Annotated in this window: 16 protein-coding genes and 1 pseudogene; 12 read left to right on the forward strand and 5 right to left on the reverse strand. The window is 54.4% G+C overall.

Translation table 11 applies throughout. The annotated features are described in order from the left end of the window. Positions 1–16: 16 nt before the first annotated feature. Positions 17–1,897 (reverse strand): ABC transporter substrate-binding protein, encoded by a 1,881-nt coding sequence (locus tag TK_RS08800; protein ID WP_011250711.1) that lies wholly within the window; start codon positions 1,895–1,897, stop codon positions 17–19. Positions 1,898–2,131: 234 nt separating this feature from the next. Between TK_RS08800 and bgaS the strand changes: the two genes are divergently transcribed. From bgaS to TK_RS08815, 3 genes are read left to right on the forward strand one after another with little or no spacing between them, the layout of a single operon-like run. Next, the gene (gene bgaS / locus TK_RS08805) at positions 2,132–3,586 is read left to right on the forward strand and encodes a beta-galactosidase BgaS (protein WP_011250712.1); all 1,455 of its coding nucleotides are present in this window, start codon (positions 2,132–2,134) and stop codon (positions 3,584–3,586) included. Further along, complete coding sequence (locus tag TK_RS08810; protein WP_011250713.1) at positions 3,583–3,792, forward strand: hypothetical protein; 210 nt, start codon at positions 3,583–3,585, stop codon at positions 3,790–3,792. Before bgaS ends, TK_RS08810 begins: the two co-directional genes overlap by 4 nt. After that, complete coding sequence (locus tag TK_RS08815) at positions 3,789–4,238, forward strand: type II toxin-antitoxin system VapC family toxin (RefSeq protein WP_011250714.1); 450 nt, start codon at positions 3,789–3,791, stop codon at positions 4,236–4,238. The genes TK_RS08810 and TK_RS08815 overlap by 4 nt, the downstream gene beginning before the upstream one ends. Before the next feature lie 21 nt (positions 4,239–4,259). On the opposite strand, the gene TK_RS08820 is transcribed toward TK_RS08815, so the two are convergent. Further along, positions 4,260–5,063, reverse strand: coding sequence for a PIG-L deacetylase family protein (locus TK_RS08820; RefSeq protein WP_011250715.1), 804 nt, complete (start codon positions 5,061–5,063; stop codon positions 4,260–4,262). A 242-nt stretch (positions 5,064–5,305) separates the two neighbouring features. Here TK_RS08820 and TK_RS11940 point away from each other — a divergent pair, with 242 nt between their 5' ends. Then, positions 5,306–8,953 (forward strand): glycosyl hydrolase family 18 protein, encoded by a 3,648-nt coding sequence (locus TK_RS11940; RefSeq protein ID WP_011250716.1) that lies wholly within the window; start codon positions 5,306–5,308, stop codon positions 8,951–8,953. A gap of 45 nt (positions 8,954–8,998) precedes the next feature. Here the strand turns inward: TK_RS11940 and TK_RS08840 are convergent, their stop codons facing one another. Beyond that, on the reverse strand, positions 8,999–10,084 hold the full coding sequence (locus TK_RS08840; RefSeq protein ID WP_011250717.1) for a radical SAM protein: 1,086 nt from the start codon (positions 10,082–10,084) through the stop codon (positions 8,999–9,001). 73 nt (positions 10,085–10,157) lie between these two features. On the opposite strand from TK_RS08840, the gene TK_RS08845 reads away from it, so the two are divergent. Beyond that, positions 10,158–10,520 carry a ribonuclease P protein component 2 gene (locus TK_RS08845; RefSeq protein ID WP_011250718.1) on the forward strand — a complete coding sequence of 121 codons (363 nt, stop codon included), beginning with the start codon at positions 10,158–10,160 and terminating at the stop codon, positions 10,518–10,520. Here the strand turns inward: TK_RS08845 and TK_RS08850 are convergent. Both TK_RS08850 and trmBL1 read right to left on the reverse strand, forming a co-directional pair. Then, entirely contained in the window at positions 10,517–11,863 is a 1,347-nt protein-coding gene (locus TK_RS08850; protein ID WP_011250719.1) for a glycogen synthase, read from the reverse strand. The two genes, TK_RS08845 and TK_RS08850, sit on opposite strands and share 4 nt — an antisense overlap. A gap of 48 nt (positions 11,864–11,911) precedes the next feature. Next, positions 11,912–12,937 (reverse strand): HTH-type sugar sensing transcriptional regulator TrmBL1, encoded by a 1,026-nt coding sequence (gene trmBL1, locus TK_RS08855; protein WP_011250720.1) that lies wholly within the window; start codon positions 12,935–12,937, stop codon positions 11,912–11,914. Positions 12,938–13,009: 72 nt separating this feature from the next. Here trmBL1 and TK_RS08860 point away from each other — a divergent pair, with 72 nt between their 5' ends. The 7 genes and pseudogenes from TK_RS08860 (at position 13,010) to TK_RS08890 (ending at position 23,559) form a co-directional block, all read left to right on the forward strand. Next, positions 13,010–14,980, forward strand: a complete 1,971-nt coding sequence (locus TK_RS08860; RefSeq protein ID WP_011250721.1) for an alpha amylase N-terminal ig-like domain-containing protein — start codon at positions 13,010–13,012, stop codon at positions 14,978–14,980. A gap of 72 nt (positions 14,981–15,052) precedes the next feature. Further along, entirely contained in the window at positions 15,053–16,399 is a 1,347-nt protein-coding gene (locus TK_RS08865) for an extracellular solute-binding protein (protein ID WP_011250722.1), read from the forward strand. Positions 16,400–16,437: 38 nt separating this feature from the next. Beyond that, positions 16,438–17,340, forward strand: coding sequence for a carbohydrate ABC transporter permease (locus TK_RS08870; protein ID WP_011250723.1), 903 nt, complete (start codon positions 16,438–16,440; stop codon positions 17,338–17,340). Further along, positions 17,337–18,584, forward strand: coding sequence for an ABC transporter permease subunit (locus TK_RS08875; RefSeq protein ID WP_048053749.1), 1,248 nt, complete (start codon positions 17,337–17,339; stop codon positions 18,582–18,584). Before TK_RS08870 ends, TK_RS08875 begins: the two co-directional genes overlap by 4 nt. A gap of 9 nt (positions 18,585–18,593) precedes the next feature. Next, positions 18,594–21,975, forward strand: a pseudogene (locus TK_RS08880) (glucodextranase DOMON-like domain-containing protein). Positions 21,976–22,006: 31 nt separating this feature from the next. Further along, entirely contained in the window at positions 22,007–23,125 is a 1,119-nt protein-coding gene (locus tag TK_RS08885; RefSeq protein ID WP_011250726.1) for an ABC transporter ATP-binding protein, read from the forward strand. Between the two features lie 32 nt (positions 23,126–23,157). Continuing rightward, complete coding sequence (locus TK_RS08890; protein WP_011250727.1) at positions 23,158–23,559, forward strand: UPF0146 family protein; 402 nt, start codon at positions 23,158–23,160, stop codon at positions 23,557–23,559. Positions 23,560–23,583 lie beyond the last annotated feature (24 nt).

Here is a 23,583-nt window from a genome sequence, read left to right on the forward strand (position 1 = left end):
AAAAATGAGGAAAGACTCAGCGGCGTCTCCTCAGCAGCAACGGAATCACGGCCAGTCCCACCACGACCGCTGGGCCGCAGATGCCGCCGCCGTTGCTTGAGGATGTGGTGGAGCCCGAACCGGTGTTGGTCTTTTCGGATGTTGGGGTTTTGCTGGTGGTTGTCTCACTGGTCGTGGTTGTAGTTGTCGAAACCTCCTGAGCATTGGCGGGCTTGACGCCGAGGAGCGCAAGGGCGGTACCCCATGTGCCGTAGTTAGTCCAGAAGATCGGAACGCCGTAGGGGTTCTTCTCGTTCGGCCAGTTGATCCAGTACTCGGTGTTGGCCTCGTAGAAGAGCGTTGCCATGTAAACGGGAACCGCAGGAACGTCCTGGAGCCATATCTGGCAGAGCTGCTTTATGTACTGGGCCTCCTTGTTCTCATCCACGGTCTTTCCGAACTCCGCTAGAATCTGATCGACCTGTGGGTTCTCGTACTTTCCGTAGTTTGCACCGCCGTCCTTTGAGAGGAGCATGTTGAACACGGCGTAGGCGCTCGGCTGGAAGGTGCCTGACCAGTGGAGCGCAAGGTCGAAGTCACCGTTCTGGAGGCTCTTAACGAAGAAGTTAGTCCAGTCTCCCTTCTCTATCTCGACTTCAATCCCCACGGCCTTGAGCTGGTTGGCTATTATCTCACCCGCCTGGAGCCAGTCGTTACAACCTGCACAGGTGACAAATTTGAGCTTGAGCGGCTTGCCGTTGTACTCCCTTATTCCATCGCCGTCGGTGTCCTTGACACCAGCCTCATCGAGGAGCTTTATCGCCCCGGCAACATCACCGTACTTCCATCCGTACTGACTGATGAGACCGTCGATACCAACCTTATCGCCCCATTTCTTGAGGAGACCGGGGCCGAAGGGAACCTCCTTCGGAAGGTCGCTTATCGGACCCTGGTTGACGATCTGATATGGGTTGATGGCCATCGCTATTGCCCTTCTAACCTTCGGGTTGTCGAGCGGAGCGTGCTTGGTGTTGAAGTACAGGAGAACGGGGGCAACGGGCGGGAAGTAGGGGTACTTGTCGAGCCAGCTCACGAGCTTGGGGTTCTTCTGCTTGGCCGAGACTATGTCGATGTAGTATGTACCGACGTCGAGGTCACCCTTGATGAACATGTTCGCTGCCTGGTTGTTGTCGGTGACGTAGAGCTGGACGATGTACTTCGGTCCGGGCTTTCCAAATACCTTAACACCCCACCAGTCGTCGTTCCTCTCGAGGATGGCCTTCTCCTGGCCGACTACCTCCTTGAGCTTGTAGGCACCAGAACCGACGAGGTACTTCATCTCATCGCCGGTGAAGGTCATCTTGGGTATGTCCTCGGGGTTAATGTTCTCGAAAACGTGCTTCGGGACTATGAGTGCACCCTGTCCCCAGCCGAAGAACATCTGAAGCTGCCAGAGCTGGTAGTTAGGGGTTCCGTCGAAGATGAACTGAACCGTCCTGTCATCAACGACCTTTATCTCCTTGAGGCCAAGGTCGCCCCAGTTCCTAAGGCCGATCTTCTCATAGTATTCATAGGAGAACTTGACGTCTTCAGCAGTTAGGGGTTCGCCGTCCTGCCACTTCAGACCCGACCTAAGTTTAACCTCAAAGACGTTGTCGCCAACCCACTTGCCGCTTTCGGCAAGCCACGGCTTGAGCTCGCCCGTCATGAAGTTGAACATGAAAAGTGGCTCGAAGACGAGGCCGTCTATTCCAAGAACCGAACCTCCAGTGAAGGGGTTGGCGTTCGTTGGGGGTGCACTGTTGGCAGTGTAGAGGGTCTCGTTCCTCGGCAGGCTCTCTGCGGCCAGACCGTACCCAGCCTCGAAGAGGCCGAGAATGAAAATCGCCACAAGGGCAACCGCGGTAGCTTTCTTCATGGACACCACCACTTATAAGGTTGGTCAATTTTATATTTTTGGACATCTATATAAACTTATCTATTTTTGGGCATCTTAGCAATTATGTGGACAAAGCGCCAAGAAGTGGAGGGACGCCCACTATGAGCATTGCAATACTGATCCGTCCAGAAATACCAAGAGCTGTCAGATCCTACATATTGCGGTTACGAAAATTATAAAAGATGCCATGATTATAACCATTCAGGTGGAAGTATGAGGGAGTTTGCATGGGGCGTTGTCCAGTCGGCGTTTCAGTTTGAGATGGGAGATCCATTGAGGAGGTTTATAGACACTCGGACGGACTGGTGGCACTGGGTCCGCGATCCGCTCAACATAAAGAACGACCTCGTGAGCGGGCACCTGCCCGAGGACGGCATAAACAACTACGGCCTCTATGAGATAGACCATCAGCTTGCAAAGGATATGGGACTGAACGCCTATCAGATAACGGTTGAGTGGAGCAGAATCTTTCCGTGTCCGACTTATGGAGTTGAAGTGGACTTCGAGAGGGACTCATACGGACTCATAAAAAGAGTGAAGATCACAAAGGAAACCCTCCACGAGCTTGAGGAAATCGCGAACGCAAAGGAAGTCGAGCACTACAGAGAGGTTCTCAAAAACCTAAAGGAACTCGGCTTTTCAACTTTCGTAACCCTAAACCACCAGACGCAGCCGATATGGCTCCACGATCCAATCCATGTGAGGGAAAACTTTGAAAAAGCAAGGGCTAAGGGATGGGTCGACGAGAGGGCCATCCTTGAGTTCGCCAAGTTCGCCGCTTTTGTTGCCTGGAAGCTTGGGGATCTAGTCGACTTCTGGGCAACCTTCGACGAGCCAATGGTTACGGTTGAGCTTGGCTACCTCGCTCCCTACGTCGGATGGCCGCCGGGGATACTTAACCCGAAGGCAGCTAAAGCAGTTATCATCAACCAGCTCGTTGGACACGCAAGGGCCTACGAGGCAGTTAAAACCTTCTCAGACAAGCCCGTCGGAATAATACTCAACATAATCCCCGCTTACCCCCGCGACCCCAACGACCCTAAGGACGTTAAGGCAACGGAGAACTACGATCTCTTCCACAACAGGATATTCCTCGATGGAGTCAACGAAGGGAAGGTTGATCTTGATTTCGATGGGAACTATGTCAAAATCGATCACTTGAAGAGAAACGACTGGATCGGCAACAACTACTACACCAGGGAGGTCATTAGGTACACGGAACCCAAATACGAGGAGCTCCCGATAATAAACTTCGTGGGGACCGAAGGGTACGGTTACTCCTCGGAGCCTAACAGCGTCTCGAAGGACAACAACCCCACGAGCGACTTTGGCTGGGAGTGCTTCCCGCAAGGAATGTACGATTCGATAATGATAGGAAACGAATACAGGAAGCCGATATACATAACGGAGAACGGCATAGCCGATTCGAGAGATCTCCTAAGGCCGAGATATATAAAGGAGCATGTGGAGAAGATGTTCGAAGCAATTCAGGCTGGGGCCGATGTGAGGGGATACTTCCACTGGGCCCTGACCGACAACTACGAGTGGGCAATGGGTTTTAAAATCAAGTTCGGCCTCTATGAGGTTGATCCAATAAGCAAGCAGAGAATACCCCGCCCCAGAAGCGTGGAAACATACAAAAAGATAGTGCGGGAGGGATTACCTTGAAGACCATCGCCGTTGACGAGAACACCTGGAAGAAGATAAAGCTCCTGAAGGACAAGCTCGACGCCAAGTCCTACGACGAGGTTCTCCAAAGGCTCATAGAGACCTGGCATCTAGTTGAGCTCGACAAAAAGGTCGAGAAGATCATAGTTGAAGACGACGAGGCAGATGTACTCCTGAGGGTCATCAAGGAGAGGGATAAGAAATGACCCTGCCCGACAGCATACTCTTCGATGCGACGGCACTGATAAAAATGCATACAGCTAGCAGGAGGCGGCTTTTGGAGGTCACGCTGGCAAAGTTCAACGTCTTCGTTCCGATAATCTCAGTTTACAAGTACTTAGTCTCCAAAGCCTACATAAACCGCAACGTTGAGGACGAGTTCAGAATCCTCAACGAAATATACACAATCCTCCCCCTCACGGAGGAGATAGTACTCCACGGGGCAAAGATCGAGGCAAAGCTCCTCAAAAAGGGCCTAAGGCTGGACGTTGACGACATCCTCACAGGGACGTTTGCCATAAAGCACAGGATGCTGTTAGTGACGGCGGATCCAGAGAGGTACAGGGCGTTGACCGAGTTTGGACTGGACGTTATGGAGCTCGACCACTTCCTAAGAGAGGTGGAGAGGATAGTGGCCTCCAGCCTGTCTTAGGACCGAAGGCCGCCAGAAACATCAGATAACGTGCGCGAACGGACATATGTGCAGGAAGATGCCAGGAACGAACCTTATTCCTTCTGCATACCTGTGTCCACTCATTTTTCCATAGTACAAAGCTATCGTTCTCAAGTAGGGCTCCCAAAGCTCCCACACATCCTCCGGGAACTGGCTCTCGTGTGTCCTAACGGCCCTGAGCTTAACCTCCATGACATCACTTATATCAACGAAGTAGTTGGGTTTGTGGGTGTAGTAGAAGCCAACGGCCTGTATGCTGTGGGGGTCAAGACCCGCGATTAAGTCGGAGCGGTTGAAGTTCGGAAGGCCCGCGAAGCTGACAGCTTCAATTCCGAGAAAACCTGCATGCCTGTGATCAGGGTGGCCCTCGTAGGGAAGCCACGGGTCTGGCATCAAAACGATCCCGGGCCTTTCCTTTCTTATCACGGTAACTATCTCCTTTCTGACCTCCCGCGTGTAGGGAAGCTCCGTGTCGCCAAAGTCAAGGGCATGTATCTTCTTAACTCCAAGGATCTCGGCGCTTCTCTTCTCTTCCTCAAGTCTCCTAAGGGCCAGCTCGTGCCCGGAGACTTCTCCATCGGTTGTTCCCATTGAGCCGTCTGTGAGGAGGAGATAGACGACATCTATTCCCGAATCGGTGAGCTTCTTTATCGTGCCGCCGAGTCCGATGGCACAGTCGTCCGGATGCGGCTCTATGCAGAGGACTTTTTTCACGTCATTAAAGGGCTCGTTGATCTTGAAGTCGAGTTTGCTCAGCAGAGCAGAGAAAGCTTCGTCAAAATTGTTGAACTCCTCAAACACCATAACCGACACCCCACACTCCAGAGCCTCGGGTTTTATATAATTTCATGATTTTATAACCTTTTTGGAGTGTTAAATATGCCGCTGTTTGGCCCCAATTCTGACGCCATAAAGGCTATCTAAGCCGGGATATCGATAATATATAAAATGCCATAAATGTAATTTTGAAAACATTTATAAGCATGGAAGTTCATGTAAAATATGCAACATCTCCCAAAACATTCAAAGCTCAAGGGGTGTTGTGTGTGAAGAAGATTTGGACTTCAATAGTTTTGACCGCAGTGCTCCTGCTGTCCCTGGTCCAGGTGGGCACTTTCCCCTGGGCTTCAGCGGCGGAGAGCGTAAGCCTGAGCGGGAGCGCTATAGCATGGGACGTTGTGAACCTGACTTGGAGCCCGTACAGCAGCGCCAAGGCGTACGAGGTGTACAGGAGCACGGATCCCTCCAACCTGTTCTCACCGAACAACCTGCTGGTGGTCGTTAACTGGAGCAGCTATCCGAAATATGAGCCAGGGAAGACATACAACCAGGGCGATGTCGTTGAGTACAACGGGAAGATATGGCGCGTTAAGTACTGGACCCAGAGCGTTCCAGGAAGCGACGACTCCTGGGAGCTCGTAGGGGATGTTGTCCCAACCACAAGCTACCTCGACCAGTATCACCTGAAGGCAAACACAACCTACTACTACGGGGTCGTCCCGGTTCTCGCCGATGGAAGCAGGGGAAGTCCCTCGAACGTCCTCGCCATAACGACTCCCCTCGAACCTTACAGGGTCATAGTCTACTACATCTCCTGGGGAAGGTACGCGAGGAAGTTCTACGTGAGCGACATCCCCTGGGAGAAGGTTACCCACGTCAACTACGCCTTCCTCGACCTCAAGGAGGATGGAACCGTTGCCTTCTACGATACCTACGCTGATCCTCTCAACCTCGAGGCCATGAAGGAGTACAAAAGGAAGTATCCAGCCGTCAAGGTTCTCATCTCAGTCGGCGGATGGACTCTCAGCAAGTACTTCTCGGTGGTCGCCGCAGACCCGGCCAAGAGACAGCGCTTCGCCGAGACTGCCATAGAGATCCTCAGAAAGTACAACCTCGACGGAATTGATATCGACTGGGAGTACCCGGGCGGCGGAGGTATGGCGGGCAACTACGAGAGTCCCGACGACGGTAAGAACTTCGTTCTTCTCCTCAAGGATTTGAGGGAGGCCCTCGACAAGGCCGCAAAAGAGGACCACAAGGACTACCTCCTAACGGCCGCAACGCCGGCCGATCCGGTTAAGGCTGGCAGGATAGATTGGGTGGAGGCGAGCAAGTACCTCGATTCAATCAACATCATGACCTACGACTACCACGGCGCCTGGGAGACCATAACCGGCCACCTTGCCCCGCTCTACTGCGATCCAAACGCGCCATACACCGATGAGAACGTCAAGTACCACTTCTGCGTCAACTACACCGTCCAGTGGTACATCCAGCACGTTCCCGATAAGACCAAGATAACCGTCGGCCTGCCCTTCTACAGCAGGAGCTTTGCCAACGTCCCGCCCGAGAACAACGGCCTCTACCAGCCCTTCAGCGGCACCCCAGCTGGAACCTGGGGACCGGCCTACGAGACCTACGGAGTTATGGACTACTGGGACGTTGCCGAGAAGAACCAGAGCAGCGAGTACGAGTACCACTGGGATCCGATAGCCCAGGTGGCCTGGCTCTACTCCCCGAGCAAGAGGATATTCATAACCTTCGACGATCCCAGGGCGATCGGGATAAAGGTTGACTACATGCTGAAGAACGGCCTCGGCGGAGTGATGATATGGGAGATCACAGCTGACAGGAAGCCCGGGACCAACGACCACCCGCTTCTCGATACTGTTCTCCAGCACCTCGGCGAGAAGCCGCCGGCGTGGATTCCGGACACCTACTACATCGGCTCGAACATCCCGAGCAACATAACCGTTCCAGAGCCGACGCCACTGCCGCCGAGCAACGAGACAACCCCTGAGGACAATCAGACCAATCCAAACCCATCACAGGGAAATGAAACCAATCCAAACCCGTCACCTGGAAACGAGACCACACCCTCGGACAACCAGACGACTCCATCCACCGGGGATTTTGTCAAGCCGGGTTCTTTGAGCGTCAAGGTAACCGACTGGGGCAACACTGAATACGATGTCACCCTCAACCTCGGTGGAACCTATGACTGGGTCGTCAAGGTCAAACTCAAGGACGGTTCAAGCGTATCGAGCTTCTGGAGCGCGAACAAGGCCGAGGAAGGCGGTTACGTCGTCTTCACGCCGGTGAGCTGGAACAGGGGGCCGACGGCAACGTTCGGATTCATCGCCACTGGAAGCGAGTCCGTTGAAGCGATTTACCTCTACGTAGACGGCCAGCTCTGGGATGCCTGGCCCTCAAACACCCAACAACCGGAGGAAAACCAGACAGTCCCAAGCCCGTCACCTGGCAACGAGACGACTCCCACACCCTCCCCCGGAAACGAGACCGCACCCTCAGAGAACCAGACAACTCCGTCCACGGGAGATCTAGTCAAGCCGGATGCATTCAGCGTTAAAATCCAGGACTGGGGAAGCACGGAGTACGATGTAACCCTGAACCTCGGTGGAACTTACGACTGGGTCGTTAAAGTCAAGCTCAAGGACGGATCAGCCGTCTCAAGCGTCTGGAGCGCTAACAAGGCCGAGGAAGGTGGTTACGTAGTCTTCACTCCCGTAAGCTGGAACAAGGGACCGACGGCAACCTTCGGCTTCATCGCCACTGGCAGCGAGCCCGTTGAGGCCATGTACCTCTACGTAAACGATCAGCTCTGGGACGTCTGGCCAGAAACCGCATCAGCCCCGGGCAACGAGAGTACTCCATCCGACAACCAGACCAATCCGAATCCATCACCGGGCAACGAAACCAATCCAAATCCCAGCCCAGGAAACGAGACGGGCCCGTACGTTCCAGCAGGCCCAGGTCTTCCCGAGCACTTCTTCGCCCCATACATCGACATGAGCCTCGGCATACACAAGCCGCTCGTTGAGTACTACAACCTCACGGGAACACCGTACTTCACACTCGCCTTCGTCCTCTACAGTTCAGTCTACAACGGGCCGGCCTGGGCTGGAAGCATTCCCTTGGATGCCTTCGTTGATGAGGTAAAAGGGCTCAGGGAAGCTGGGGGAGACGTTATTATAGCCTTCGGGGGCGCAGTTGGCCCCTACCTCTGCCAGCAGGCAAAAACTCCAGAACAGCTCGCCCAGTGGTACATTCAGGTCATAGACACCTACAACGCCACATACCTCGATTTTGACATCGAATCTGGTGTAGACGCCGACAAACTTGCGGATGCTCTCCTGATCGTCCAGAGGGAGAGGCCGAACGTCAGGTTCAGCTTCACACTCCCGAGCGACCCGGGAATAGGTCTCGCGGGCGGATACGGAATAATAGAGACCATGGCAAAGAAGGGGGTCATTGTCGACAGGGTCAATCCGATGACGATGGACTACTACTGGACGCCAGCAAACGCCGACAACGCCATAAGCGTGGCCGAACACGTCTTTAACCAGCTCAAGCAGATCTATCCTGACAAGAGCGACGACGAAATATGGGGCATGATCGGCCTGACTCCGATGATAGGAACCAACGACGACAAGAGCGTCTTCTCGCTCCAGGATGCCGAAAAGCTCGTCGACTGGGCAATTCAGCACAAGATACGCTCCCTTGCCTTCTGGAGCGTTGACAGAGATCACCCAGGGCCGACAGGAGAGGTCTCACCAATCCACAGGGGAACCAGCGACCCCGATTGGGCCTTCAGCCACGCCTTCCTGAGGTTCATGAAGGCATTCCAGCCGGTTGCCAGCACGGCTCAGGTGGCAGTTGCAGTTCCAGTTTGACCCCTCTCTTCTCCTCTTTTGTCCATAATGAAATTGGAGAAACAGCTAAGGAAGCGGAATCCTTTCCACCTCAAGTCTGTCCCACGTCGGGTATTCTTCCACGATGAAGAACTTCACATCGCCTTCTACCGCATCGGCAAGCTCAACGGCGACCTCTTCAGGCATCTCTATCCTGCCCTTCTCGCGGTTGATGTGGAGCCACTCACTTGGAACCTCCGCTTCCTCAACGAGGAACTCGTAGAGCTCGTCAAGGTCGTCGTATTCCGCTATGCCGAAGCGGAGCGTTCCCTCTTCCGTTACCTCCATGTAGGGCCTTGCCACGTTCCTCGCCATCCTCCTCAGCCTGTTCTTCAGCTGGACTGCATCCTTCAGCTTCGCCGTGCAGAGGTGGTAGCTCAGGGAGGTGTTCTCCTCACCCCACTCCAGGAATTCAAGGCCAAGCTCGAGCGAGCCCTTTATGGCGGAGCTCTCGTCGCTGACTGGCTGGAAGCCCATGTCAAGGAGCGTTTTAAGCGTCATCTCGCTGAACTCGAGCTCGTTCACGTTCAGGAACTTAGCGCCGTGCTTGTCTAAAAACTCCGCGTACCACTTCATTCTGTCAAGCTGTCCTGGAATCGAGGGAATCTCCCCTCCAACGTCCCAGTCAAAGTCGAAGGCCTTCCGTATGTTCTCTATCTCGACCTTGAAGAGCTTTGAGTTTGGGTTGAATAAATCTGGGTGGAACCTTATTTCGTCCAGTCCGGCATCGTAGAGCTTCGAGAGGGCCTTTTCGGTTGCGAGCGCTCCAGTGGTGTAGAGGTGGATGTGGAAGTCCTTCCCAAAGTTCTCCTTCAGCGTTCTTATGTACTCGACCGTCCTCTCAAGCCTCGCCAGAGGGTCTCCTCCCGTAATTCCAGCACCTTTGGCTTCCTGAATTCTCGCTTCCTCAATGACGTCATCAACATTCTTAACAGGTCTCTCGTTGGCGTAGACAACGTCCCCCCTTCTCCAGGGGCTCAGAGGGCAGTAGAAGCAGTCCCTCGGACAGACACCTGTGGTGAAGAGGACGAGCTTCTCACCCCTAACGCAGAGCTGACAGCCCTTGGGGAGCTCTCTCACAGCGTATGAAAAGTAAGGCGTCTCCCAGACCAACCATCTCACCTCGCAAGCCCAGGTAGGAGGAGGGCTTAAAAAGGTTGGTGGACAAATCCGTGAAGGTGTTGGGATGAGGGAGAAGCCGAAGTACCTGCCGCCGACGCTCAGGGACAAGAACAGATACATAGCGTTCCAGGTTATTGGGGAGAGGCCCTTCAAGAAGGACGAAATAAAGAAAGCGGTCTGGGAGGCCAGCCTCTCCGCCCTGGGGTACCTCGGCTCGGCGAGGGCAAAGCCATGGTTCATCAAGTTCGACGAGAAAAGCCAGACTGGAATAGTTAGGGTTGACAGGAAGCACGTTGAAGAGCTCCGCTTTGCACTGACCATGCTCACAGAGATAAACGGCTCAAAGGTCATCTTCAGAACTTTAGGCGTTTCGGGGACGATAAAAAGATTAAAGAGGAAGTTCTTAGCCGAGTACGGGTGGCGCTAGCGGAGGAAGGGAATAGCCTTGTCCACAGCGTTCTGATATACCCTCAAGTACCTCCTGCAGGCCTTCTCCCACGTGAAGTCCTCTCTTGCCCTCCTCTTCCCGTTCTCCCTGAGCCTCTTCAGGGTTTCCTCATCGAGTTCAGATGCACGGATTATCGTCCTCGCGAGGGCAAATGCATCCCTCGGCGGAACGAGAAGCCCCGTCGCCCTCTCTGGGTCGGCGTCGAGGTCAATGACTGTGTCTTTGATGCCCCCCACTGCACTGCCTATCGGAATTGCACCCAGGCACATCGCCTCGAGCTGGACGAGACCAAAGGGCTCAAAGTAGGACGGGATTACCACGAAGTCAACCGAACCGTAGAGCTCCCTAACAGTCTCCCTCGACAGGAGCTCGGTTATCACTTTCACGTTCTCCGGGAAGCGCCGCTCGGTTTCTCTGGCCCAGCTTTCAAGCCCTGGATCGCCTTTGCCCACTATCAAGAAGCGAAGGCTTTTAAATGCTGGGTCGGTTGATAGAAGCTCGATTGCCCGAAGGAGAGTGTCAACTCCCTTCTGGGCCCTGTCGAAGCGCCCTATGAACATGAACGCCTTTCCATCAGAGAGTCCGAAGCGCTGGAGGATTCTCTTCCTTCTCTCCTCCCTCGGCAAATCCTTGCCCTCAAGGAACTCCTCGTTCCAGTAGGAGCAGTCAATACCGTTGAAGACGTGGGTTACCTTGCCGTCGAAGTTTTTAAAAAAGCTCCACTCCTCCCACAGGTAGCTCCTGCTGACGGTAGTTACCGCATCCGCTATGTAGCCAGCTGTGTGTTCGGGGTCGAGGTCGGGGAACGGCGCCAGCTCGCCGAGGTTGGCCTCGTGGAAGTAGCTTGCGGGGACTTTTGCCCTGTTGAGCCTGTGGACTGTGAAAACCGCCCTAACCCCGAAGTACTTCTTCAGAAGGCCCAGGGCAAAGACGGTGTGCCAGTCGTGGGCATGGACTACATCGGGCTTGAACTCGCCGATGAGGATGTTCATGAGCCCTGCGCTGGCCTTCCCGAAGAGGACGGCCTTCTTGAGCAAATCTTCCCAGCCCGGATAAACATCCAAATCCAGGTAACTCCCACCGAGGGAATAAACGATTACGCCGTTCTGTTCCCGCTTTCTGACTTTCACTTCAACTTCCCTACCCTCAAGGAGAACCCTGAAAGAAGCAAGCTCTTCGCCGAGCTTCCTTCCGTGGTCTGGCGTGAAGACCACGACCTCGTTTCCAAGCCCAGCGAGGCCCTCCCCAATGCTCGTTAGGGCCTCAGCGAGACCACCGACCTTTACTGGAAGATACTCGAAACCGAGCATTAGAATTCTCATTTTTCTTCACCAGCCATAGGTTGAAGTTTAGAAATTAAAAATGATGGGTCACTCAAGGAGGATGAACTTCTCCCCCTCGACGTCCTCAAAGTAGCTGCCTATGCCGCCGACCTTCAGCTGCTTGCCGTTGTACTTGAAGGTAACGTTTGCCGTAAGGGGCGTGTACTCGTAGTCAACGATTTCCCCATCCAGGGTCACGGGCTCCTTGGTGTCTATGAGCTTCCCGACTATCTCGGCTTTTCTCGGGAGGCCTGCAAACTTGAGAACGGTTATCAGGGTTCTGATGTTTACCAGCGAGACCGGCTTCTGGAGCCTCTCGTAGGCGAGGGGCTTTATTACCTCGCTGTTGTCGAAGTATATCGTGTAGAACCAGTGCATATAGTTCTGGATTATCCTCGGGCTTTTTGCCCAGAAGGAGTAGAACTTCTCCCTCCTCCTGTCCTTGGGCAGGGCACCGAAGAAGAGGGCGTAGTCGATGTCGCCGATTATCCAGCTCGCCATGAGCCAGGGTGCTCCGCCGCTTCTGGCGAGGATTATGTTGTCGCCCTTGAGCCAGTTCGGTATCTCGTCTCCGAAGTTGCTTATGATTACGAAGATTACGTCCTTGCGGTTCTTTATCTCGCCCTGGAGGAGCTTCAGAAACTCGAAGGGCGTGTTTATCAGAACCTCGTGCTTTGCAGTCCTTATGACGTGCTCGGCCCTCTCAAGCGTGTTGTCAAAGCCCTGTATCGTCCAAATCTCCGGGAGTTCCTCACCGTGAGCCTCACGGTAGAGGTCGAGGAAAGCCTTTTTGAGGGCCTCAATGTCCTCGATGAGTTCCTCCTTAATCCTTTCAAGCACGACTTCAGGGTTCACTGGCTTATAGAGCCTCGGAGTGCCCTGCATGACATCAACGAAGCCCTTCCTGTGGAGGGAGCTTAGAACGTCATAAACTCTCGTGTGCGGAATCCCGCTCTCCTTCGTTATGTCGGTTGCCTTGCTTGGCCCGAGCTTGAGGAGAGTTATGTAGGCAAGGCTCTCGTACTTGGTGAGGCCGAGCCTCTGGAGCTTTTCAATTATCTCGTCTTCCCTCATGGCTTAACCCCCAAAGACATTTAAGTTCACTGGCATCAGTTTAATCATCACCAGTGATACAAGGTGGTATGAGTGTATAAGGTTTTCGGGTTTGAAGAAAACTTCATCCACGGCAGAGTGGCGAGGGTCGAGTTCTCCCTTCCAGACGCCGGAAGGTGGGACTACGCATACCTTCTGGGTAACTTTAACGCCTTCAACGAGGGCTCCTTCAGGATGAAGCACGAGGATAAGAGGTGGATAATCGAAATCAAGCTCCCGGAGGGCCTCTGGAGGTACGCCTTCTCCGCTGGCGGGGAGTTCCTTCTTGACCCCGAGAATCCAGAGAAGGAGCTCTATCGGAGGCCTTCATACAAGTTCGAGAGGGAAGTGAGCTTGGCTAAAATAGCGGGCAATGATATGGTTTTTCACAGGCCCGCCCTTCTCTATCTCTATTCCTTTGGGGACAGGACTCACGTCCTCTTGAGGAGTAAAAAGGGCAAAGTGGATGCAGCTTATTTGGTGACAGACGATACGCACGTTAAAATGCGGAAGAAGGCAGATGGGGAAGTTTTTGAGTACTACGAGGCGGTTTTACAGGAAACCGAAAAACTGAGATACTCCTTCGAGGTCTTCCTCAAAGAGGGAAAAAGCCTAACCCTCGGCCCATTTGAGGCGGCACCATTCAGGCTTGACGCTCCCTCGTGGATTCTCGATAGAGTCTTTTACCAGATAATGCCCGACAGGTTTGCCAAAGGCAGGGATCATGAACCCCCTTTTCTCAGCTGGGAATACTACGGTGGCGATCTCTGGGGCATCGTTGAAAAGATCGACCACCTTGAGGAACTCGGCGTCAACGCCCTCTATTTAACGCCAATCTTCGAATCCATGACGTACCACGGCTATGACATAACCGACTACCTCAGAGTCGCGGAGAGGCTTGGTGGGGAAGAAGCGTTTCGGGAGCTCGTGAAGGCCCTTAAAAGCAGGGACATCAAGCTTGTACTCGACGGCGTTTTCCACCACACCAGCTTTTTCCACCCCTTCTTCAGGGACGTTGTGGAGAGAGGAGAAGAAAGCGAATACGCCGACTTCTACCGCGTTAAGGGGTTCCCTGTCGTTTCAGAGGAGTTCATAAGAGTTCTCAAATCGGACCTTCCGCCGATGGAAAAGTATCAGACGCTCAAGAAGATGGGCTGGAACTACGAGTCCTTCTTTTCCGTCTGGGTAATGCCGAGGCTCAACCACGACAGCCCGAAAGTCAGGGAGTTCGTTGCAAGGGTTATGAACTACTGGCTTGAGAAGGGGGCGGACGGCTGGAGGCTCGACGTTGCCCACGGCGTTCCACCAGGGTTCTGGAGGGAAGTTCGAGAAGGGCTTCCGGACGATGCATACCTGTTCGGTGAAGTTATGGACGACCCGAGGCTCTACCTCTTCGGTGTCTTCCACGGTGTCATGAACTATCCCCTATACGACCTCCTTCTAAGGTTCTTTGCCTTTGGAGAAATCGGCGCTACCGAGTTCATCAACGGGATTGAGCTACTGAGTGCGCACCTCGGCCCGGCGGAGTACTTCACCTACAACTTCCTCGACAACCACGACACGGAGAGGTTCATAGACCTGGCCGGCAAGGAGAGGTATCTCTGTGCCCTCACGTTTTTGATGACGTACAAGGGCATTCCGGCTATCTTTTACGGCGACGAAATCGGCCTAAGGGGTTCAGGCGAAGGTATGTCGGCAGGGAGGACACCGATGTCCTGGGATGAGGAAAAGTGGGATTTCCAGATACTCCGGCAGACCATGAAGCTGATAGAACTGAGGCGCTCTCTGAAGTCGCTTCAGGTGGGGAGCTTCAGGGTCATCGGGGCTGGAGAGAAATGGTTCGTGTATGAAAGAAAAGCTGGATCTGAGCGGGTTTTGGTCGGAATAAACTGTTCCTGGAACGATGTAGAGACCCCAGTGCCTTCTAACGGGAGCAACGAACAGATAAAAATCCCCGCTTTCTCTTCAATCATCAGAGTGAAAGACAGCATGAATGTACACATCGGTTCAGACCTGCAGGAATGAGCCAGGAAGCGCAAGGTATATATATCACCCACGATGATACTCAAATGCAACGAGATAACTAGGTGATAAACAATGAGAAAAGGCATCTTTGCCCTCCTCCTTGTGGGGGTTCTGTTCCTGGGTGTCGTGGCCAGCGGCTGCATAGGCGGTGGGGAAACGACGACTACCCCAAGCACCAGCCAGAGTCAGACGACCTCGTCTCCAACAGAGACCACTTCCCCGACCGAGACCACTACTACCTCACCCACCGAGACCACCACCGCTCCTACTGTTGAGTGCGGAAGCGGCAAGGTTGTTATCTGGCACAATATGCAGCCGAACGAGCTTGAGGTCTTCCAGAGCATAGCAGAAGAGTACATGGCCGAATGCCCGAACGTTGAAATAACCTTCGAGCAGAAGCCTAACCTCGAAGACGCCCTCAAGGCAGCCATCCCGAGCGGACAAGGCCCAGACCTCTTCATCTGGGCCCATGACTGGATTGGAAAGTTCGCCGACGCAGGCCTTCTCGAGCCAATCGACGATTACATTACCGACGACATCCTGAAGGACTTCGCCCCGATGGCCGTTGACGCTATGCAGTACAAGGGGCACTACTACGCAATGCCCTTCGCGGCTGAGACCGTAGCAATAATCTACAACAAGGCCATGGTCAGCGAGCCGCCAAAGACCTTCGACGAAATGAAAGCCATCATGGAGAAGTACTACGACCCAGACAACGAAAAATACGGAATCGCCTGGCCAATCAACGCCTACTTCATCTCAGGCATCGCCCAAGCCTTCGGAGGATACTACTTCGACGATGCCACAGAGCAGCCTGGCCTTGACAAGCCCGAGACCATAGAGGGTTTCAAGTTCTTCTTCACCCAGATATGGCCGTACATGGCCCCGACTGCCGACTACAACACCCAGCAGAGCATCTTCCTTGAGGGCAGGGCGCCGATGATGGTTAACGGCCCGTGGAGCATTAACGACGTTAAAAAGGCTGGCATTGACTTCGGTGTTGTTCCACTCCCGCCGATCACCAAGGACGGCAAGGAGTACTGGCCGAGGCCCTACGGTGGTGTGAAGGACATCTACTTTGCGGCAGGCCTGAAGAACAAGGACGCCGCCTGGAAGTTCGTCAAGTGGTTCACAACAACTCCAGAGGTCATCAAGGAGCTCTCACTCCAGCTCGGTTACATTCCAGTCCTCAAGCCAGTGCTTGAGGATCCAGACATCAAGGCTGACCCGGTCATTTACGGCTTCGGTCAGGCGGTTCAGCACGCTTACCTGATGCCCAAGAGCCCGAAGATGGGCGCGGTCTGGGGCGGCGTTGACGGTGCAATAACCGAGATACTCCAGGATCCGGCCCACGCCGACTTTGAGGCCATCCTCAAGAAGTACCAGGAGAAAATACTCCAGGACATGGGCTCAAGCTGAGCCGCTTTCTCTTTTTATTACCTTATGGAGGTGCTGAAATGAAGAAGACGACCGCTGCTGCACTGATGCTCATACTGCCCGGAATGGCCGCGTTCCTGTTCTTCAATCTCTGGCCGATAGTCTACTCGATTTATTTAGCGTTCACGAACGCCCAGCTTGGAAACTTCCCCATCTACAACCCCCAGAGCGCAGTTGAACCCATGCATTTCGTAGGCCTAGAAAACTTCAAGTGGGCACTCTCTGACGACAAGTTCATCAACGCCTTCAAGTGGACGTGGATATTCGTATTCACGAGCGTCACACTGAAGGCCCTCGCAGGCCTATTCCTCAGCCTGCTCTACAACAGCAAGTACGTCAAGGGCAAGGCCATCTACAGGTCGCTCCTCATAATCCCCTGGGCGCTGCCGCTCCTCTTCTCGGTAACCGTGTGGAAGTTCATGTTTGATCCCGTTTTTGGCCCGATTAACCTTGTGCTCAAATCAATCGGCATTACCGGGCCCGACTGGGTGAACAACCCAACCTGGGGCTTCGTGGCCCTCAACATAATCGAGGTCTGGCTGGCCTATCCGTTTATGATGACCGTAATAACCGCCGCACTCCAGTCAGTTCCGGACACGTTAATCGAGGCGGCCATCATAGACGGAGCAAACTACTGGCAGAGAATTTGGAACGTCGTCGTCCCAATAGTTGGAAAGCCGATAGCCTTCGCGACCATACTCACGAGCGCCGCGAGCTTCCAGTACTTCATGGTGCCGTACATCTACAACGCGGGCCTCTTCGAGGACAGGTTCCTTCTGCTCTACGGCTTCAGGAAGGCATTCGGCGCCAGTCCGCACTACGGCAGGGCCGCGGCGATAATGGTGATAGCCACGCTCATCCTGGCGGTCTACATGTACGTGAACGTTAGGATAACCAGACTCCAGGAGGGTGCCAGGGGATGATGGGCCGTAAGAGATCCGAGATGCTCAAGAGCTTCGTCCTGACGTTGCTGGCTATCTTCATAATGTTCATAATCCTCTTCCCAGTGTACTACATCTTCACAGTCTCGATAAGCCCAAAATCAACGCTCGCAACGACCGAGCTGGAGCTCATACCAAAGCAGGTCACCCTGGATTCGTACAGAGAAGTCCTCTTTGGATTCTCCGGCGACAGGTTGATGGAGGACTTTGAAGGAAGGATAACCGGAAAGGGAACAATTCAGAACGGCAAGCTCTACGTAACAGACGGCACCTTAATCGGAACTGTAAAATACGGGCCTTTCACGGGCTTGAAGTTTGAGATTCCAGTTTCCAGGGCAACTTTCACCGTCAACGGCGGCTCCGGCAGTGGGGACTTCAGTGGAAATGTTAAAGGCACGATAATCCTGACGAGGATCAACGACGACGGAACTATAGGCTTTGGAATAGTCAGGAACGTCACACTCACAGAGGGGACGATTAACGGAGTAAAGGTCAGCGGACAGATGGACGGGTACATTAGAGCGAGGGACACCGGAAAAGCAGAATTCACTGCCCTGGGCAAGTTCGTGAACTCCAACTTCTTCAAGTACCTGAAGAACAGCCTCATCCTGGCGACCCTTACGGTAGTACTGGCACTGATCTTCGTCGTCCCGGCGGCCTACGCCTTTTCAAGGCTCCAGTTCTTCGGCAGGGAGCACATACTCTACTTCTACCTGATGTTCACGCAGGTCTCGGGCGGTCTCGGGATAGCGGGACTTATAGCCCTCTACGGAATGCTCGTCAAGCTCGGCCTCTACGGCAAGCTTCCGGTGCTGGCCTTCATCTACGCCGCAGGAAGCGTGCCCTTCAATACGTGGCTCCTCAAGGGATACATAGACTCGATAAGCCCCGACTTCGACGAAGCAGCACTCGTTGACGGTGCAAACTACTTCCAGATAATCAGGCACGTGCTCCTTCCAATGGCACTCCCGGGAATAGCGACGGTGGCAGTCTTTGCGTTCATCGGCGGATGGACGGAGTTCATCCTGGCAAGCCTCCTCCTGGGTCAGGAAAGCCAGCCGCTGGCGGTGTGGATATACTCACTCCTGGGTGGAATCGGCAGGGGAATTGACTGGAGCTACTTCGCTGCTGCGGCGCTGCTGTTCGCCCTGCCCGTGTTCGTGATGTTTATCCTCGCCCAGAACTACATAAGGAGCGGCCTCACTGTTGGAGGCCTTAAAGAGTGAGGTGATAAGATGAAGAAGCTGGTTTCCCTTTTCCTTACCATTTTGGTGCTTGGAAGTATAATAGGAGCGAACGCCAAGTTCGCGCTGGCGGAAGAACCAAAGCCGCTGAACGTCATAATAGTCTGGCACCAGCACCAGCCCTACTACTACGACCCGATCCAAGATGTCTACACGAGGCCATGGGTCAGGCTCCACGCTGCCAACAACTACTGGAAGATGGCCCACTACCTAAGCGAATATCCCGATGTGCACGTTGCAATCGACCTTTCGGGTTCACTCATAGCCCAGCTCGCTGATTATATGAACGGGAAGAAAGACACACACCAGATAATCACCGAGAAAATAGCCAACGGGGAGCCCCTGACCGTCGAAGACAAGTGGTTCATGCTCCAGGCTCCTGGAGGGTTCTTCGACCACACTATACCCTGGAACGGTGAACCCGTAACTGACCAGAACGGGAACCCGATAAGGGACTTCTGGGACAGGTACACAGAGCTTAAGAACAAGATGATGAACGCTAAGGCCAAGTACGCCAACCTTCCGCTGGAGGAGCAGAAGGTTGCTGTAACAAACGAGTTCACCGAGCAGGACTACATCGACCTGGCCGTCCTCTTCAACCTCGCCTGGATAGACTACGACTACATAATGAACACCCCCGAGCTCAAGGCCCTCTACGAGAAGGTTGACGAAGGTGGCTACACGAGGGACGACGTTAAGACCGTCCTCAACGCTCAGCTCTGGCTTCTCAACCACACATTCGAGGAGCACGAGAAGATCAACTACCTCCTCGGCAACGGGAACGTTGAGGTCACCGTCGTCCCCTACGCCCACCCGATAGGGCCGATACTCAACGACTTCGGATGGGAGAGCGACTTTGACGCTCACGTCAAGAAGTCCCATGAGCTCTACAAGAAGTACCTCGGAGACGGAAGGGTTACTCCCCAGGGAGGCTGGGCGGCCGAGTCAGCCCTCAACGACAAGACCCTTGAAATCCTAGCGGAGAACGGCTGGCAGTGGGTTATGACCGACCAGCTCGTCCTCGACAGGCTCGGCGTAGAGAAGACGATCGAGAACTACCACAAGCCCTGGGTGGCCGAGTTCAACGGAAAGAAGATCTACCTGTTCCCCCGTGACCACGCCCTCAGCGACCGCGTTGGCTTTACCTACAGTGGAATGAACCAGTACCAGGCGGTTCAGGACTTCGTGAACGAGCTGCTAAAGCTCCAGAAGCAGAACTACGACGGCTCTCTCGTCTACGTTGTCACTCTCGACGGTGAGAACCCCTGGGAGCACTATCCGTACGACGGCAAGCTATTCCTCGAGGAGCTCTACAAGAAGCTCACCGAGCTCCAGAACGCTGGACTGATAAAGACGCTCACCCCAAGCGAGTACATCAAGCTCTACGGCGACAAGGCGAAGGAGCTCACTCCGAAGATGATGGAGCGCCTCGACTTCACTACTGAGGACAAGGTGAATGCACTTCTCAAGGCCAAGAGCCTCGGAGAGCTCTACGACATGGTTGGAGTCCAGGAAGAGATGCAGTGGCCCGAGTCAAGCTGGATTGACGGAACGCTCTCCACCTGGATAGGCGAGCCCCAGGAGAACTACGGCTGGTACTGGCTCTATCAGGCAAGAAAGGCCCTCATGGAAAACAAAGATAAGATGAGCCAGGACGCCTGGAACAAGGCCTACGAGTACCTCCTCAGGGCAGAGGCGAGCGACTGGTTCTGGTGGTACGGCAACGACCAGGACAGCGGCCAGGACTACACCTTCGACCGCTACCTGAAGACCTACCTCTACGAGATCTACAAGCTGGCGGGAGTCGAGCCCCCGAGCTACCTCTACGGAAACTACTTCCCTGACGGCCAGCCATACATTACGAGGGCGCTCGACGGCCTTGGAGAGGGAGATAAGAAGGAGTACTCAAGCGAGTCAGCCCTCGCTAAGGGAGTTGAGGTCTACTTCGAGGGCGACGGCATCCACTTCCTTGTTAAAGGCGATCTGAACGAGTTCGAGGTCAGCCTCTCCAGCCCGGACGAGAGGATCGGCAACACGTTCACAATCCTCCAGAAGAGGCCGACCGAGCTGAGGTACTCGCTCTTCCCACTCTCAAAGGACAGCGTTGGCATGCTGATAACGACCCACGTGGTCTATAAGGACGGGAAGGCCGAAGTTTACAAGGCCAAGGACTACGAGACAAGCGAGAAAGTTGGAGACGTTACGGCCAAAAAGACCGACGCCGGAGTTGAAGTCGTCGTTCCATTCGACTACCTCTCCAATCCGAGCGACTTCTACTTCGCGGTATCAACCGTAAACGAGAACGGTGAGCTGGAGGTAATAAGCTCACCGGTCGAGCTCAAGCTCCCCGTCCAGGTCAAGGGTGCAGTCATTGCTGACATCGCTGACCCTGAAGGAGATGACCACGGGCCTGGAACCTACACCTACCCAACTGACTCGGTCTTCAAGCCAGGTGTCTTCGACCTCCTCCGCTTCAGGATGCTCGAACAGGCCGACAGCTACGTCATGGAGTTCTACTTCAAGGATCTCGGCGGCAACCCGTGGAACGGTCCAAACGGCTTCAGCCTCCAGATAATCGAGGTTTACCTTGACTTCAAGGAGGGAGGAAACAGCAGCGCAATAAAGATGTTCCCGGATGGGCCAGGAAGCAACGTGAATCTCGACCCGTTCCACCCCTGGGATGTAGCCCTCAGGATCGCTGGCTGGGACTACGGCAACTTGATCGTCCTCCCGAACGGCACTGCCATACAGGGCGAGATGCAGATTTCAGCCGATCCAACCAAGAACTCAATAGTTGTGAAGCTCCCGAAGAAGTACTTCCCAGGAGTCTCTGACTACGGACTCTACGCCAGCGTCCTCGTAGGTTCGCAGGACGGCTATGGTCCGGACAAGTGGAGACCAGTTGCCGTTGAGGCGGAGCAGTGGAAGGGCGGTGGCGCCGACCCACAGGCAGTCATTGCCGGTGTCGCGCCGAGAGTTTACGACATGCTCGTCCCAGAGGGCTTCAAGCCAACCCAAGAAGAGCAGCTCAAAAGCTACGACACAGAAAACGGAAAACTAGCGACCGTAGTTATGATACCTCTCGTCGAGGGCACCGGCGGAGAGAAGCCCACCGAGACCGAGACCCCCACAAAGACGACCACAACGACGACGAGCAGCACCGAGACCACCACTACAAGCACCACCGAGACAGCCACAAACCACCACGACTACTACAACCACATCCCCAGGAGGAGGCGGAAGTGGCAGCGGATCCACCACTACCAGCACCTCCCCAGGCACCGGCGGTGGTGAAGAGGGTGGCGGAATCTGCGGCCCGGCGTTCCTCGTCGGTCTCGCAGTAGTACCGCTCCTCCTCAGGAGGAGGCGCTGATCCCTTTCCAATTTTATTTGGGGGTGATAAAATGGCGGAAGTAAAGCTCATCAACGTCTGGAAGCAGTTTGGCGACTTCACGGCCGTTAAGGATATGAACCTCCACATAAAGGACGGCGAGTTCATGATACTCCTCGGTCCGAGCGGCTGTGGAAAAACCACTACTCTGAGAATGATAGCTGGCTTGGAAGAGCCGACGAAGGGCCAGATATACATAGGAGACAAGCTCGTCGCCGACCCCGAGAAAGGTATCTTTGTCCCGCCCAAGGACAGGGACATTGCCATGGTCTTCCAGAGCTACGCTCTCTATCCGCACATGACCGTCTACGACAACATAGCATTCCCACTCAAGCTGAGGAAGGTTCCAAAGGACGAGATCGACAGACGCGTCAGGGAAGTCGCTGAGATGCTCGGCCTCACGGAGCTCCTCAACAGAAAGCCAAGGGAGCTTTCAGGTGGACAGAGACAGCGTGTCGCCCTTGGAAGGGCCATCGTGAGAAAGCCGCAGGTCTTCCTCATGGACGAGCCGCTCTCGAACCTCGACGCCAAGCTGAGGGTGAAGATGCGTGCCGAACTCAAGAGGCTCCAGAGGCAACTCGGCGTCACCACCATCTACGTCACACACGACCAGGTCGAGGCAATGACGATGGGAGACAGGGTCGCCGTCATCAACCAGGGCCAGCTCCAGCAGGTAGGAACGCCTGAGGAGGTCTACGACAGGCCTGCGAACACATTCGTTGCAGGCTTCATTGGAAGCCCGCCGATGAACTTCATGGACGCCACCGTTACAGAGGACGGCTTTGCAGACTTCGGCGAGTTCAGGCTGAAATTCCTCCCAGATCAGTTCGAAGTGCTCCGGGAGAAGAACCTCGTCGGCAGGGAGGTCATCTTCGGCATAAGGCCCGAGGACATCTACGACGCCCTCTTCGCCCAGGTCAAGATCCCAGGGGAAAACATGGCCAGAGCACTCGTGGAGATCATTGAGAACCTCGGTGGAGAGAAGATAGTACACCTGAGCATTGGTGACGTTACCTTCCTCGGCAAGTTCCCTGCCGAGTCAAGGGTTCAGGAAGGCCAGGAAGTTGACGTCGTCTTCGACATGAGGAAGGCCCACGTCTTCGAGAAGGGAAGCGGGAAGGCCGTCTTCTGAAGGTTTTTAAACCTCTTCTCCCATTTTTCTCCATGCCAATCGAGGACTTCGCGGATTTTATAGCATCCAGGGTTCCGAAGGGAAAAGTCGTAGAGCTCGGAATAGGCTTTCAGTTCAAAGTGGCTCTAAGGTTAAAGGAGCTTGGCTACGACGTTCTTGCCGTTGACTGGAATCCCGCCTCGGTTGAGAAGGCCGGGGAGCTCGGGATCAACGCCGTTCGGGACGACCTCTTCAGCCCGAACCTAGAACTCTACCGCGGGGTTAAAGCCCTATACTCAGTCCGACCCACTCCTGAGATAGTGAGGTCCATCCTGGAACTTGGAAAAAAGCTGGGTGTTCCCGTCTATATTCTCCCGCTCGCCGGGGACGTCATGCCGAAAACCATGCGGCTCATCAACTACCGAGGCCTGGCCATATACGTGAAAGATATTTAAGGTTCGTCTCAACTCCCTACGGTG

The organism is Thermococcus kodakarensis KOD1, assembly GCF_000009965.1.
Classification (GTDB): domain Archaea; phylum Methanobacteriota_B; class Thermococci; order Thermococcales; family Thermococcaceae; genus Thermococcus; species Thermococcus kodakarensis.